13 protein-coding genes are annotated in these 13,792 nt (G+C 39.2%); 5 read left to right on the top strand and 8 right to left on the bottom strand.

Translation table 11 applies throughout. The features are described 5' to 3' along the window. Positions 1-96: 96 nt before the first annotated feature. Both QL995_RS13810 and QL995_RS13805 read left to right on the top strand, forming a co-directional pair. Complete coding sequence (locus QL995_RS13810; protein WP_290294411.1) at positions 97-1,269, top strand: MFS transporter; 1,173 nt, start codon at positions 97-99, stop codon at positions 1,267-1,269. 24 nt (positions 1,270-1,293) lie between these two features. After that, positions 1,294-2,433, top strand: a complete 1,140-nt coding sequence (locus QL995_RS13805; RefSeq protein ID WP_290294410.1) for an MFS transporter — start codon at positions 1,294-1,296, stop codon at positions 2,431-2,433. A 521-nt stretch (positions 2,434-2,954) separates the two neighbouring features. Here the strand turns inward: QL995_RS13805 and QL995_RS13800 are convergent. From QL995_RS13800 to QL995_RS13790, 3 genes are all read right to left on the bottom strand, one after another. Continuing rightward, the gene (locus QL995_RS13800) at positions 2,955-3,836 is read right to left on the bottom strand and encodes an alpha/beta hydrolase-fold protein (RefSeq protein WP_197188684.1); all 882 of its coding nucleotides are present in this window, start codon (positions 3,834-3,836) and stop codon (positions 2,955-2,957) included. Positions 3,837-3,866: 30 nt separating this feature from the next. Further along, positions 3,867-4,478, bottom strand: a complete 612-nt coding sequence (locus QL995_RS13795) for a MarC family protein (RefSeq protein ID WP_024593948.1) — start codon at positions 4,476-4,478, stop codon at positions 3,867-3,869. 167 nt (positions 4,479-4,645) lie between these two features. Further along, positions 4,646-5,128, bottom strand: coding sequence for a GNAT family N-acetyltransferase (locus QL995_RS13790; RefSeq protein WP_182194604.1), 483 nt, complete (start codon positions 5,126-5,128; stop codon positions 4,646-4,648). A 106-nt stretch (positions 5,129-5,234) separates the two neighbouring features. On the opposite strand from QL995_RS13790, the gene QL995_RS13785 reads away from it, so the two are divergent. Further along, positions 5,235-5,435, top strand: a complete 201-nt coding sequence (locus tag QL995_RS13785; RefSeq protein WP_007586727.1) for a hypothetical protein — start codon at positions 5,235-5,237, stop codon at positions 5,433-5,435. 58 nt (positions 5,436-5,493) lie between these two features. Here QL995_RS13785 and QL995_RS13780 read toward each other — a convergent pair whose 3' ends face one another. Continuing rightward, the gene (locus tag QL995_RS13780) at positions 5,494-5,688 is read right to left on the bottom strand and encodes a CPXCG motif-containing cysteine-rich protein (protein WP_024593951.1); all 195 of its coding nucleotides are present in this window, start codon (positions 5,686-5,688) and stop codon (positions 5,494-5,496) included. A gap of 287 nt (positions 5,689-5,975) precedes the next feature. On the opposite strand from QL995_RS13780, the gene msrA reads away from it, so the two are divergent. Next, positions 5,976-6,575, top strand: a complete 600-nt coding sequence (msrA, locus tag QL995_RS13775; RefSeq protein ID WP_290294409.1) for a peptide-methionine (S)-S-oxide reductase MsrA — start codon at positions 5,976-5,978, stop codon at positions 6,573-6,575. A 226-nt stretch (positions 6,576-6,801) separates the two neighbouring features. Further along, positions 6,802-7,716 carry a 2OG-Fe(II) oxygenase family protein gene (locus QL995_RS13770; RefSeq protein ID WP_290294408.1) on the top strand — a complete coding sequence of 305 codons (915 nt, stop codon included), beginning with the start codon at positions 6,802-6,804 and terminating at the stop codon, positions 7,714-7,716. A gap of 120 nt (positions 7,717-7,836) precedes the next feature. Here QL995_RS13770 and QL995_RS13765 read toward each other — a convergent pair whose 3' ends face one another. From QL995_RS13765 to QL995_RS13750, 4 genes are read right to left on the bottom strand one after another with little or no spacing between them, the layout of a single operon-like run. Then, positions 7,837-9,948, bottom strand: a complete 2,112-nt coding sequence (locus QL995_RS13765; protein WP_290294407.1) for a TonB-dependent siderophore receptor — start codon at positions 9,946-9,948, stop codon at positions 7,837-7,839. Between the two features lie 24 nt (positions 9,949-9,972). Beyond that, positions 9,973-11,286 (bottom strand): DUF3526 domain-containing protein, encoded by a 1,314-nt coding sequence (locus QL995_RS13760; protein WP_290294406.1) that lies wholly within the window; start codon positions 11,284-11,286, stop codon positions 9,973-9,975. After that, positions 11,283-12,731 (bottom strand): DUF3526 domain-containing protein, encoded by a 1,449-nt coding sequence (locus QL995_RS13755; RefSeq protein WP_290294405.1) that lies wholly within the window; start codon positions 12,729-12,731, stop codon positions 11,283-11,285. Before QL995_RS13755 ends, QL995_RS13760 begins: the two co-directional genes overlap by 4 nt. Further along, positions 12,731-13,543, bottom strand: a complete 813-nt coding sequence (locus QL995_RS13750) for an ATP-binding cassette domain-containing protein (RefSeq protein WP_290294404.1) — start codon at positions 13,541-13,543, stop codon at positions 12,731-12,733. The genes QL995_RS13755 and QL995_RS13750 overlap by 1 nt, the downstream gene beginning before the upstream one ends. Between the last annotated feature and the right edge of the window lie 249 nt (positions 13,544-13,792).

Raw genomic sequence — 13,792 nt, 5'->3', positions numbered from 1 at the left:
ATACATTATCTGTATAGATTCCATAAAATAATATCATTTTTGTTATAGGTAAAGAACTCATACCATAGCTATATGAGTTAACAACACAAGACAGCTATGACCAAGCCCAAACAAAATCAGTCATTAAGTCGATTTATTTTATTACTAATGACCACTGCAATTGCCGCAACAGCAGCAAACTTGTACTACAACCAGCCTATTTTACCGCTTATAGCGAACGAATTTAATTTAACTGATTCGCAACTTGGGAGTATTCCCGCGCTTACACAAATTGGTTACGCGTTTGCGTTATTATTTATTTCTCCTTTGGGTGACTCAATTGCTCGCAGGCATTTAATTACTATTTTGTCGTGCTTATTAGTAGTGGCTTGTAGTGCAGCAATGCTTGCACCTAACTTACCTTTATTACTTATATCGGTATTTTTAATTGGTGTAAGCGCTAATATAACCCAGCAATTAATACCCTTTGCAGCATCGCTTGTATCGAGCGAGCAAAAAGGTGCCACGTTAGGCACATTAATGATGGGCTTAACCATCGGTATTTTACTTTCAAGAACGTTAAGTGGGTTTGTAGGTGAGCAATTTGGTTGGCGAAATGTATTTTTAATGTCGGCAGTACTCGCGGCATTATTTGGTATATTACTGCGCGTGTTTTTACCTAGCAATAAGCCACACACTAATTTGCGTTACTGGCCTCTCATTAAAAGTACGTTGGCGTTGTTTATTAAACATAAATCACTGCAGCACTTTACACTTTCGGGCGCATTTTGGTTTGCATCATTTAATGTGCTTTGGGCAACACTTGCAATTTATGTAAGTAACGAGCCATTTAACTACAACGCTCAACAAGCGGGTTTATTTGGTGTAATAGCATTGGCTGGCGTAATTGGGGCTAAGTCATCGGGTAAATGGGTCAGCAAACTAGGATCTAAAGCTCTAATTATGATTGCACTTACGCTTGCGGCAATCGGCTTTGCTATTACAGGTTTGTTTAATGGAAGTTTAGCGTCGTTAGTTATTGGCATTATTTTAATCGACTTTGCCATATTTAGTGCGCAAGTGGCTAACCAAGTGCGTGTTTTTAGTATTGACCCCACTGCGCAAAGTCGCATAAATGGAATTTACATGCTGGGTTATTACATTGGAGGCGCTGTTGGCTCAATGGTTGGTGTTAAAGCATTTGCACTTTATCAATGGCATGGCGTTGTTGCTGTAAGCATTATATTTATTTTGCTAAGTGGCATTTTTAATTCATTTGCTAAAAAGTAATCGCTTAAAACTTAAGGAGTAAAAATGGGTACGTTAAAAACAGCGGGTAGCTTTACATTACTGTGTATCGCCAGCTTAACTATTATGGTGGGAACCCTACTTGCGCCAGGTTTAGTAAGTATTTCACAAGGATTAGGTATAACCGATAACACCGTACTTTTAATTACGTTGCCATCGTTAGGCGCTGTGGTTTTTGCGCCGCTAGCAGGAAAATTAATAGATAAATACGGAGCTTATAAACTTTTAGTAATTGGGTTATTTTTATATGGGGTTGCAGGTGCCAGTGCTTACTTTTTAAAAGGCCCAACGCTTGTATTTGCTAATCGATTTTTACTCGGCGGTATAACTGCTGTGGTAATGGCAAGTTGTACGGTTTTAATTTCTGCTTGGTACACAGGCGAAGCACGCCTTGGCATGATTGCAAAACAAGGCATGGCGATAGAGTTAGGCGGTGTTATATTTTTATTTTTAGGCGGATTATTAGCGTCGCAATTTTGGGCGCTGCCATTTTCACTTTATTTAATAGCGTGGGTATTTTTGGCTATGCTTTTATTATTTGTGCCAAGTAAAAACTCACTGGCTAGTAATAGCGATGAAGTGTCAGAACATCTACACCACAAAGCTAACAATGGCCTCTCGTTAAAAAGCGTTTATGTAATTTCAACACTCGCGATGACCATATTTTTTACGTCTACTGTTTTACTGCCCATTACAATGAACGAGGAAAACTTTAACGAATCACAAATAGGCCAACTACTCGCATTTATATCTTTAGTGGCTGTAGTTACCGCAGGCTTTATGCCTAAAATAACAAAGAAGCTTGGTGAGCCCAAGGTTTTGGCATTTGCCTTTTTAGCGTTTAGTTTATCGTATATTTGTTTTACACAAGTAAGCACCCTACTTTTAATTTTAGGCGCAATATTAATAGGTATAGGATTTGGTTTTAGTATCCCGCTTTTAAACCATATGACGGTAGAGCTCAGTGATGTGAAAGTACGCGGCCGTAATTTATCGTACTTTACGATGGCTGTATTTTCGGGTCAGTTTTTTACCTCATTTATGCAGTACATACCTGGTGGTGAAAAAAACGTATTTATAATTTGTAGCGTTTCATCATTTATAATTGCACTGGTATTGTTTTTTAAACCGATCAAAGCAAAGTAGTAGTAACTTAAAAAAGAGCATTTTTATAAATGCTCTTTTTTATCTAAACCTCCCGCTTTATTATTTGCACTACCTTACTGATTACTTTTTTTTAATTTGACTCTATTGCTAAGTTTAGCATTATAACAACACTTAGTATGATGTGTTCCTTTGCTATAAAGCCACCAGCTAATTTATATTAACTGCATTAAGAGTGTAAAAAGATGGTCAAATTATATTGAAATTGCAAAGTACTTACACTGCTTATTGCTGATCACAAAGGCGTAAGGCTGATTAAAAGCAGTAACAAATAGATGCGTATATGCTCATAGGTACTGACAGCATTCTAACTCAATAGCTACGCACTGTATATAAATACAGTGCGTGTATTTCCTGTGCAAATATAATTTAAACCAACTTTCCTTTGTAAGTCGTTAATAATATTAAACTAAGTAAAGTGCTATAAAATTGATTGAGCATTCTAAATACACAAAACAGCGATAACTGTATATACATACAGCTATCACTTAAACCTATCTAACCTACTTTTTAATAAACGCACTATAACCAGCTAATGCCTTTGATACACTAAGTGGTGGATTATCTGAATGCTCAGCACCTTCGTTTATAGCGCTTTGCCACGCAAGGTTATTATTAGGGTTTGCTTTTAAAGCAGACTCTAAATTATTAAACGCTTTTAACATTAACGGATGCTCCGCTCCACCCACCGATAGATATAAATAAGTAGGCGCCTTAACTTTGTTAGCTTGAGTAGTTAAAAACGCTTCTACATTATTAACCACTGTCATATCGTCATACCAAGCCGCTGGGCTAAATGCAAAGTAACCATTAAACAGTTCAGGCCTTGTATGAAGTGTATAAAGTACAAAGCTGCCACCGGCCGAAAAACCACTTAATACACGGTTATTACTAAGCTTATATTTTGCCGATAAATACGGGAATAACTCAGTTTCAATAAACGCTAAAAACTTGTCGGCTTCACCATTAGGCTCTATTAGTGATTCGCCCTCAGGGCGCGCTTGTGTATTTACATCTTGGCGAGCATAAGGAGGCACTAAATCGCGATTACGTGTATCTGTAAAAAACAAATTAGGAATAGACACCAATATAGCCTTATCCCCTTTTTCGCTCTTAGCTTGTTTTGTAAGTGCTTTGTCCCATGTATCTAAATTAAAGTTGCCATCGGTTTTAATAATTAACGGATACGCTTTTTTAGGATTGTAATTAGCGGGTAATCTTATAAACACTTTGCGCGACTCATTAAGCACGCTTGAGTTAATTGTTACGTCTGTATAGGCCGATACATAATGGTTGTAATAGCGTATGGCTAAAATACCGATAGCAAAAATGACTACGGCTAAACTTAAATTAATAAAATAGTGTTTTGTTATTTTTATTGCCATGCGGCGTTCCTTCAAATGTTTAAGAGTTATTTAATCGAGCTTAACCCATTGTTTTATTTCAAGCGCAGTCATAATAAGCTCAACCGAAAATGCGGCTAAAATCATCCCCATCACACGCGTTAAAATAGACGCGCCGCCAGTACCAATAAGCTTAATTATTTTACCCGAAAGCAGCAACAGTATTAATGTAATACCCAACACACCAAGTGTAACAAGCGCTGTGCCTATTTGAGTAGTAATTGGGTGAATATGATTGTCGGTAAGTAGTATCACCGCCAAAATAGCTCCAGGGGTCGCAGTTGCTGGTATAGCTAGCGGAAACACTGCTATATCGTGATCGGGGTCTTGTTTAGCTTTGTTAGAATCGTTTCCAAATATCATTTGCAGGCCAAACAAAAACAATATAATTCCGCCCCCTAACTGAAACGACACCAACCTAATTCCCATCGCATTAAGTATTAGCTGCCCTATTAAAATAGAACCCAATAGTACGCAACCAGCGTAAAGCACCGTTTTAAAGGCTGTTTTACGACGTTGTTGATCTGTTAAATGAGAAGTAAGCGCAGCAAACAGCGCCATAGTGCCTATTGGGTCAATGGTAGCCCAAATAACAAGCGCATCTTGAGATAGTTTTTCTAGCATATAAAATCCTTGTTAAGCGTAAATATTTAATAAAACACGGGTAACAAATTCATTTGCTTACGCTTAACTATAATAGAAAGCCGTTATTTTTTGTATTTAATTTACACTTGGAGGCGTTGACCTTTCAGGATTGAAAAAAGATAAGCACTTATAATTGCCGTCTTTCGTTAAAGTGATTTATGCCAAATAGAATTTTCTCTTAAACTAAAACCTAACTTAATAAGTAAATTATGGGAACGTGCATTGTGTGCACTCACCTCAGCCGATAAATGTTTAAGCGCAATTTCCTTAAGTAGCGTTTCAATAAAACCGGTGACTACTTCAAACATTACGCCTTTATCCCAAAAGTCGGGGTGCAGCTCAAATCCTATAAACGCACTACTTTTACACGGCGTTAAATTATAAAGCCCACAAGTACCCATTAACTTTCCAGATGTATTATGTTCAATTGCAACTCTAATCACTTCGCCTTCGTAGTAGGCACTAATATCATCTTGTATTAATTGTTTGATTTGAGTTTTGCTGAGCGGTGTTTCGTAGTCGTTAAATTCTGACACATGCGGGTGGTTTAAAATATTAAATAAACACGCAGCGTGTTTGTGGGTAATTAAACGCAGCGTAACGCGTTCAAGCTTTGTGGTATTAAACATTTTATTTAAGTGGTTAGTTAAATTAGCTCTTTATGGGCAGGCATTATTAACTTACCATACCCCATTAACAAGCATTATCTTTAAAGCAAAAAGAGTGGATAACGTAATGAGTGACGATTTTCAAGTAATACAACCCACTACCACAGTATATTGCCCAAAGCGCGGCGAAGGCTGGACCTTAACAGGCATTACTAATATTAACGAGTTTACCTCAGTAATGTTTGACGGCACACGCTATACACTGCCGGCACGCGAAATAGTAGAAGAACTTCTTCCTAACCAATTAGCGCGTGAGCAAAATAGCTAACCAAACACATACACAATAAAAAGGCTGCAATTTTGCAGCCTAATATCTAATTAACGAGTTAAAATGCTTCGTCTTCACTGTAAACATTAACGTTTAACTCGTCCTCATCTTCAAATACTACAAACGAAATAGGCTTACAGCATACTTGGCAGTCTTCTATGTATTGCTCATCAATATCTGCTGCATCAAGTAATACTTCTATACTTTCTCCACAATAAGGGCAGCTTATTGATTTTTCAGTTAACTGGTTCATTTATCACCTGCTAATTTATATCTCGAATGTTGTCACTTTAATGAACAAGCCAGCATAATTCAACACCCCATTAAATAACGCTTATTTGGCTAACCCAATTAAACCATGCTGCTAACTAAAAAGTGATCTAAATACCTGCTTTACGTTTATAAAACATCATAAGCACATTAGTTTGCACCATATATAAGTTAGCCAGCTAAAACTATGCCTCTAGAATGAAATAGTATTAGCACTTAGCGGGTCTAACTTCATAAGTATTTAAACTCACACTTCAGGTGGATAATTTTATGAAAAAATCACTCGCACTCGCATTAACATCTGCCGCAATGTTGTTTAGCACATTTACTCATGCAGCTAAAACCGAAAAAGCCGTTTTAGCTGGAGGTTGTTTTTGGTGTATGGAAAGTGACTTTGAAAAGCTAGAAGGCGTAACCGATGTAATATCGGGCTTTACTGGCGGCAAACTTAAAAACCCGACATACAATGGTAATCACAAAGGCCATTACGAGGCCGTAGAAATCACATACGATCCAGCCATAGTAAGCTATCAAGGTATACTTGATCATTACTGGGTTAATATTGATCCCTTTGATGCCAGAGGCCAATTTTGCGATAAAGGCCCTAGTTACTTAAGCGCTATATTTGTTGAAAACGACGAACAACGTAAATTAGCTGAAAAAACAAAAGCAACAGTAGTTGCCGAGTTCCCTAATCAAACTGTGGTTACACCTATACTAAACGCAAGTACCTTTTATCCTATTAAAGGGAGGGAAAGCTTTCACCAAGATTATTACAAAAACAACCCAATCCGATACAACACATATCGTTGGCGTTGTGGTCGCGACAGCCGCCTAGAAGATATTTGGGGCGACAGAGCAACCCACTAGTATTTATTAAGCAACTTAAATTACACCAACAAAAGGCTGCGTATTGTGCAGCCTTTTACCTATCTACAAAGCTAGCTTTCTCTGCTTCAAAAAGTATACAAATCTTAATTATCAATAAATAGTATATTCTGTTTCCTAAAGCAGGCTGTTTATCTACTGAATCAAATGCAATAAATTGCACTCCTAGATTGATATAAACCAAATTCAACAACTGGAGTTACACAAAATGTTTGCCAATCAATTACAGCTAGCGCGTGCTCTAGAGTTACCAACACGCCAAGCCATGCTTTACCGTGAACCATCAGTACAACAATTTTGGAATAACAATACCGACCTAATTAAAAACGCGTGGAGCGAATGGGAAACAACATCAATAGATGGCTCAACGTTTACGCTTGACGACACACTACTTGATAAAAACCTACGCGAAGCAGTAAAGCAAGCATGGGAAGATCCATCAAAAGAGCTGGCCGTAAAAGCGTTATTACACGAAGTAGCGCCTGATGTATTTCAATTTCAATTTTTTGATCCAGAGCGCCTTGCCGTATTACGCGGGTATTTAGAACAAGTATGGAATTCGCAAATTCCTATGCGCCCACCATATGGCATAGTGTTAAATCGCCGTGGTGCCATGCTTGATAGCCGATCAGAAGGTTATTTAGCAGCGCCAAGCTTTCAAGCGTTTTATAACGAAATACTAAACACTTATATGCGCCCTATTTCGCGTATGTTGTTCCCGGAGGTTACGGGGTTTGATACACAAACATTTGGTTTTTCTATTTATTATGAGCCAAACACAGATTCGTCAATTCGCCCACATACCGATGCATCGGCCGTAACGCTTAATATTAACTTAAACTTACCAGGCGAAGAGTTTACAGGGTCAGAAGTTGACTTTTATCACCCGTACACAGGCGACATTAAATCACTTACGTTTAAGCCCGGCACTGCCATGTTACATCGTGGCAATATTGCACACGCAGCAAAGCCTATTACCAGTGGTGAGCGAACTAATTTTGTTTTGTGGTTGTATGGAGAACGCGGGCGATTACCAGCACAAGGTGCACCACGCATTCCTATTGATGCTAAACAGCGCTGGATTAACCCTAAAAAGACGAACGACGGCTATGCACCATTTTAATCGAGTTATTAACTAAGTTTTTAGCTAAGTTTTTAGCTAAGTTTTTAGCTAAGTTTTTAACTAAGCAAAAAGGCTGCTTAATTTAAGCAGCCTTTTTGTTAGTATCGTTTTAGCTTACGTTTAAAATTTATACGTTGCAGATAGCCTTACACTTCTGGGTGTGCCCGGTTGAACCCATGCATCAGCAAATGAGTTAGTGTAATAGGTTTCATCAAACAGGTTATCTACTTCTGCACGCAAGCCAATTGCCTTAGTTACATCAACATCTATAAACGTACGCGCTGTGGTATAGCTTGGTAGCTCAAAATCGGTACCAAAAAAGCCGTTTCGTGAGTCTACATAAACTAAACCTGCGCCAAACTTAATTGCTTTGCCATATAACTCAGCTGATTTAACAAGCTGTAAACTAAGTTGATGTTTAGGAATATTTAATAAAGAACTACCCGCTTCAACGGTATAGCCAAAGTTAGCATCAAAAAATGAGTTTTCAATAGTTGCATCAACATATGCATACGATAACCATAGGCTTACATCATCCGTTAGCTCACCGTTTATATCAACCTCTATGCCTTTGCTTTGTGCTTCGCCTATTGCAGCAAAAGTAAATGCAGTGGGATCGTCAACCACCAGCATGTTGTCTTGCTCTACTTTAAACATCGCGATAGTGCCAAATAAAGCGCCATTGTTTAAAGTAAATTTAACTCCCAACTCTGTTGAAGTAGATTGATTTGGTTCAAACCCATCGCCATTTGTATCAGTGCCTGATAAAGGCCTAAAGTTTTCGCCATAAGCGGCATAAACAGATACAAACTCGCTCGCCTCATACACAACACCTAACTGGGGGCTAACACGTGACTCATTTTGTTTTGATTGTGTATCAGCTAAACGATTATTGAGTGTTTGCTGGTAGTCATCAAAACGTATACCAATACGTACATCAAGCTTATCGGTTAGGCTTATTTGGTCTTGTATAAATACACCTAACGATTCTTGCACTTCTAACTTATCGGTATTGGCCGTTGGCGTAGGTAACTCATATGCTCCATATACAGGATTAAAAACATTTATATACTGATCGCCACGTACACGAAGAACAAGTTGATCATTTTCGAACTTATCAGAATCAACCCCAATTATTAAACGGTGATCCAACCCTGCAACCTCTAAATTACCTGTAACCTCTGCTCTAAATACCTGATATTTTGCATTGTAATCACGGTAGCGCCTAAACCGATTTACTTCGTCATCAATCACGCCATCAAAACCGGTTTCGGTAGCAAACCCTTCAAGCGAGGTATCGCGGTAGTTAGCGCCCAGCAATACGCTCCAATTATCATTAAAGTCATGAATAAACTCTAATTGATGGCCAAGTACGTCAGCCTCTATTGGGCCATCACCTGGCTCACCTAAAAAGCGGCTCTGTGGTATTAAACCAAGTTCGCCATCTATGGCTAATACCCCTCTATCAAAAGGGACCTCTTGGTCGCTGTATTCAAGCTCATATATTAGTTGGCTGTTGTCATTAATATTCCACGTTATTGATGGGCTAAAGCCTTGTTTAGTTGTCTCTATTGTATCGCGAAAGCTTTTTGCGTCTTCATAAAAACCAACCAGTCTAATTGCTACGTCGTCGCTAAGGGGCGTGGTGTAATCTACATCAGCGCGGTAGGTGTCAAAGCTGCCTACGCTTAGCTTTAGCTCGCCGCTTGTATCAAACGTTGGGCGCTTAGTAACGAGATTTACTGTACCGCCAGGTTCACCACGGCCAAATAAAGCAGCACGTGGACCTTTTAACACCTCAACCGATTCAATACCCGACAAATCACGTGAGCCACCAAAACCACGCCCGGCATTAAACCCATTAACAAGGTAATTGCTTGGCAAGTTTTCATCGCCTACAAAGCCACGTAGCGCAAAGCTATTCCAAAGTCCGCCAAAGTTATTTTGACGCGCTACCGATGCCGATAAATCAAGCGCTTGATTTAAATTTATAGCACCTGCGTTTTCAAGCGCTTCTAAATCTATTTTTAATTCTGATTGCGGTGTTTCTAAAGGGCTAAAATTGCCTTGATAAGCTTGGCGCGAGCCAATCACTGCCAATCTTTCTATAGGGCTATTATTTACGCTGTCATCCTTTGGGGTTTGTTCAGCAGCCATAGCGTGGCTGCTAAACAAACTGACTAAGCATGCGCTTAAATAGCTGAGCTTTAGCCCATTTTTATTGGTATTCATTATAAACCTTGTTAATTAGTTGACTCATAAATTTTCTTTTAGCTTAACGCCTGTAACGTCAGGCTCATCCGTTTCATTAAGCATTGTTTTTTTAAAGCTAGGCATACTCTTAAGCGCAGCTTTAGGTGGATTGCCTTTTATAAACAGCCAAGGGTAGTAAAACTCCCTTAAACTTTTATGAAATCCTCGCATACGGTATTCGTATCTAAATGCAGCTAAAGCATCAGTGCTCGCCAATCGAGTAAAACTGCGTTGTAGCAATAGTGGTGGTGAAAACCACGATACAATCCCCGCTAGTTGATACTTTGTATGCGCTGCATCACGATAAGCATGTGAAAGTTCACCTGTTTTTTCGTCTCCAACTTGCTGAAATGCGTAATACCATTTCCACTCAAACTCGCTTTGCATATCAACATGATCTTTCCACTGTGGATTTGACGCTACAAAAGCATCCATTGTGGTTTTCTTTGGTAAGTCCCATGCATCGTTAACTGCCTCACGCTGAGTAAGCACAATGTCGCCGCCTTTTGGTGAGTGAACCGTTTTGTTTATAACTAAATCGCCTAAAATAGGAATAATAAAGGCAACTAACACCCAAAAACCGATTAATGTTGAAGCAACACGCGGCGCACTATTGGCATTTTTGCCCCACCACACACTAAGCAAAGTCCAAAACGCAATGTAAATTACACATATAAAAGTAACAAACCCCACATCAGCAAGGGCCGAATGACTAAACAAAGTACCTACATAAAATGGCAACATTAAGCACACTATTACCGCTATCAACCTTACAGCTATACGCGCCCCCCATAATGCAAAGTACGACTTAGCCGTAGTCACTAATAAGTCATGCCTGGCGCTTGTTCGCTCATTAGCAAATAAATCATGAAATAATAAAATAACTATCAGCGGTGCTAATGCACTAATTACAAATACAAAATCAATTTTACCTGCCTGCGCTAGCTCTGCGTTTTGTGAATCGCTCTCGTAAATTTGTCCCTCTAGGGCAAGTAAATTTAAGCGGTGTTTCCACGGATAAATATCGCGCTCGCCTAAAGCAGCAAACGCTAAATTTGAAGGTGCTGAATACGTTAAATGAAAGCTGTAATAGGCAAGCGAACCAGCATCACTGTATTTATTTTGTACGTTAGCTAATTCAGTTAAATCAGCCGTTTTTAAACGCTCAATAGTATGTTGTTGCTGGCTTACTTCACTAAGGCCGCTGAAAACTGCAAACCCCGATATAGCAAATGTACATGCTAGTAATATCACTAAATATTTTTGGCGAAGTAAAAAACGCCATTCACGAATTAGCTGTGAAAATACATAACTCATAACAAACGCTTCCCTACAAATTTAATACCGCCTAACAGCACTGCAATCCAAAGAAATAACTGTAAAAATGCAGGGATACTTCGCTGCGCTCTTACTTGTGCGGTATCTACATTAAAAGTAAAGTTTTGCAGTACTTGCCAATTTTGTGCACTTACACGAGCTTGCTTAGTCGCTTCGGTACTGGCATTGCGGTTCATATCGTCTTGGTAGCTAAGCTTTTCTACATGAACTTTGTTAAGCCCTTGCACAAAGTCAAAACGCAACTGTTCGGTTTCACGCAAAAAGCGGTGATGAGTTTCAATACTCGTCCCTACTACTATCATCGATAACGACCGAATAGCCACCATAGGTGAAACCCAGCCAAAATAACGAGATACCTTCGTTTGTTTAAGCTCAGCTTGCATACGTTGCTGGGCAAATTTGTTTAGTACGTTAGTCAATTTTGCTTCAGATTCGCTGGCTACTAATCCTCTAAAATTAACGGGTAGCTCATCTATACTTTTAACGTTGTACTTTTTAAGAAGTGATTGTTTAAATTGCATAAAGGCAGGGTCGTTTGCGTTATGGCCGTCGCCTAATTTTCTAAGTTGTGCTTTTACAGCAAAGTCTGTTTCTATTTTACCGGCAGATGGCACAGCCGTTGAAGCACTGGTACTTGCTACGCGTGGCATAACAATACACAGTAAAATCCACACAAAGGCAAGTGCGGTAAAGCTACCACTGTTTTTACTAAACACGCTCGATGCCAGTAAAATCAGTAATACCCACACAGTTAAATATAAAGCGTAGCCAACAACAAAACTTACAACTGCCAGTAAGCTTTCGCCCGCAGCAAGTGTAAATAAAGCCGATACCGTAAGCGGAGTTAAAATTAAGCCTACAACAGAAAGTAGCGCCAATCCTTTACCTGCAATTAGCGTTACACCCGATGTGCCTTGCGATAACAAATACGAAAGCGTTTGCAATTCGCGCTCTCGGCTAATACCGCTGTAGCCAATTAATATTAATAATAAAGGTGCGAGTGTTTGCACAATAAATGCAGGCGTTAAACTGCCTAATTTAGTTAATGCAGTCCCTTGGCGACTATCTGCAAACATTGCGCTGTTTTGTCTGTGCCCTTCTAAAAATATAGAGTTGCCTGTGTAAGCGTCAATACCAGGGTCAAGCGTACTAAGTGGCGAAGGCGTTCTAAACGCATAATGCCCGTAATGCACCATTCTGTGTGGATGGCGGTCGGGTTGATCAACAAAGCTTTTATCGCTTGTTGTTTGTAACTCATGGCGAGTATGGCTTAGCTCCATCATGGTAATAGCCGTTACAATGACCGAAGCAAGCGTGAGCACCAAACCTATAGCAAGCACGGTCATTGCTAGTTTTGAGCGAAGCCAATAACGCCACTCATCTTTGGCAACAATCACCACCTTTGAAAAGTTATTTATACTCATTAAGCACCTCTTTTAGCGTGATGCCCAAACGCAGCGTGTACTTGCTCGGTATCAATACGCCCACTTTGGGGCGCATCAAACTCTCCCACCAGCTCACCGTTTTTTAGTAAACCAATTCGATTAGCGACTTGGCAGGCACCGTATACATCGTGGGTAACCATTAAAATGGTCGCACCCGTTAATGCAAGCTCTCGTACAAGTTGATTAAATTCATCAATAGCAACAGGATCAAGACCAGAGGTTGGCTCATCAAGTAAAAAAATGGGTGCTTCACGCAGTATCGCAAGTACAATTGCTGTTTTTTGCCTCATGCCTTTTGAATAAGTTTGCATGTGGCGATCCCACGCATCGTATTGCAGTGCAACACGATTAAAAGCCGCGTTAATTTGCTCATCTGATTTTTTAATATCAGCGAGTGATAAAAAATATTCAATATTTTCACGAGCAGTTAAATGCGGATATAACGTAGCCGACTCTGGCAAATACGCTGTTTTACCTCGCACAAAATCAAGCGCTTTACTCACCTCTTTACCCGCTACTTTTACAGAGCCTTCGGTTGGTTTATTAAACCCAAGTAACGTTTTTAACGTGGTTGATTTACCCGCACCATTACCACCTAGTAGCGCATAAACCTCACCTGCAGCCACACTAAAGCTTAAGTTTTTTAAAATAGCGTTATTTTTAATACTAAAATTTAAAGAACTCACTTCAATCATCGCATCACTCAGGACGGCGTCTGCATTGCTAAGTTGTTTATCAAAAGTTTTAGGGGCAATTGTTGGTGTTTTATTAATCGCGGTAGGTGCTGTCACACTCAAACTCTATTTAGGGAAATTAGATGGCGTGAATGTTATACTATATCAAATGCCAATTGCAACAATATAACATCCCAATAGTTAACAAATAAGATAATTATGGTTACTTAGTTAATAAATTATTACTTTAGGAGGTAAAAATTAAAGCAACTTTAATAACCCCTTTTATGAGGAATTTAGGATGGTGTTATGTGTATTTATTTACAATTTAACGTAAATTAAAAACCAAGCATAAAGAGTGTATTT

Source organism: Pseudoalteromonas sp. APC 3358 (genome assembly GCF_030408075.1).
Lineage (GTDB): Bacteria > Pseudomonadota > Gammaproteobacteria > Enterobacterales > Alteromonadaceae > Pseudoalteromonas > Pseudoalteromonas arctica.
The sequence above is the reverse complement of the archived record's forward strand: the minus strand, read 5'-3'. Positions and strand labels throughout refer to the sequence as shown.

Coding starts and splice junctions, on each gene's coding strand:
- QL995_RS13795 (WP_024593948.1), bottom strand. CDS start 4,478: ATGCTAGAAAAACTATCTCAAGATGCGCTTGTTATTTGGGCTACCATT.
- QL995_RS13780 (WP_024593951.1), bottom strand. CDS start 5,688: ATGAACCAGTTAACTGAAAAATCAATAAGCTGCCCTTATTGTGGAGAA.
- QL995_RS13810 (WP_290294411.1), top strand. CDS start 97: ATGACCAAGCCCAAACAAAATCAGTCATTAAGTCGATTTATTTTATTA.
- QL995_RS13770 (WP_290294408.1), top strand. CDS start 6,802: ATGTTTGCCAATCAATTACAGCTAGCGCGTGCTCTAGAGTTACCAACA.
- QL995_RS13800 (WP_197188684.1), bottom strand. CDS start 3,836: ATGGCAATAAAAATAACAAAACACTATTTTATTAATTTAAGTTTAGCC.
- QL995_RS13805 (WP_290294410.1), top strand. CDS start 1,294: ATGGGTACGTTAAAAACAGCGGGTAGCTTTACATTACTGTGTATCGCC.
- msrA (WP_290294409.1), top strand. CDS start 5,976: ATGAAAAAATCACTCGCACTCGCATTAACATCTGCCGCAATGTTGTTT.
- QL995_RS13790 (WP_182194604.1), bottom strand. CDS start 5,128: ATGTTTAATACCACAAAGCTTGAACGCGTTACGCTGCGTTTAATTACC.
- QL995_RS13755 (WP_290294405.1), bottom strand. CDS start 12,731: ATGAGTATAAATAACTTTTCAAAGGTGGTGATTGTTGCCAAAGATGAG.
- QL995_RS13765 (WP_290294407.1), bottom strand. CDS start 9,948: ATGAATACCAATAAAAATGGGCTAAAGCTCAGCTATTTAAGCGCATGC.
- QL995_RS13760 (WP_290294406.1), bottom strand. CDS start 11,286: ATGAGTTATGTATTTTCACAGCTAATTCGTGAATGGCGTTTTTTACTT.
- QL995_RS13785 (WP_007586727.1), top strand. CDS start 5,235: ATGAGTGACGATTTTCAAGTAATACAACCCACTACCACAGTATATTGC.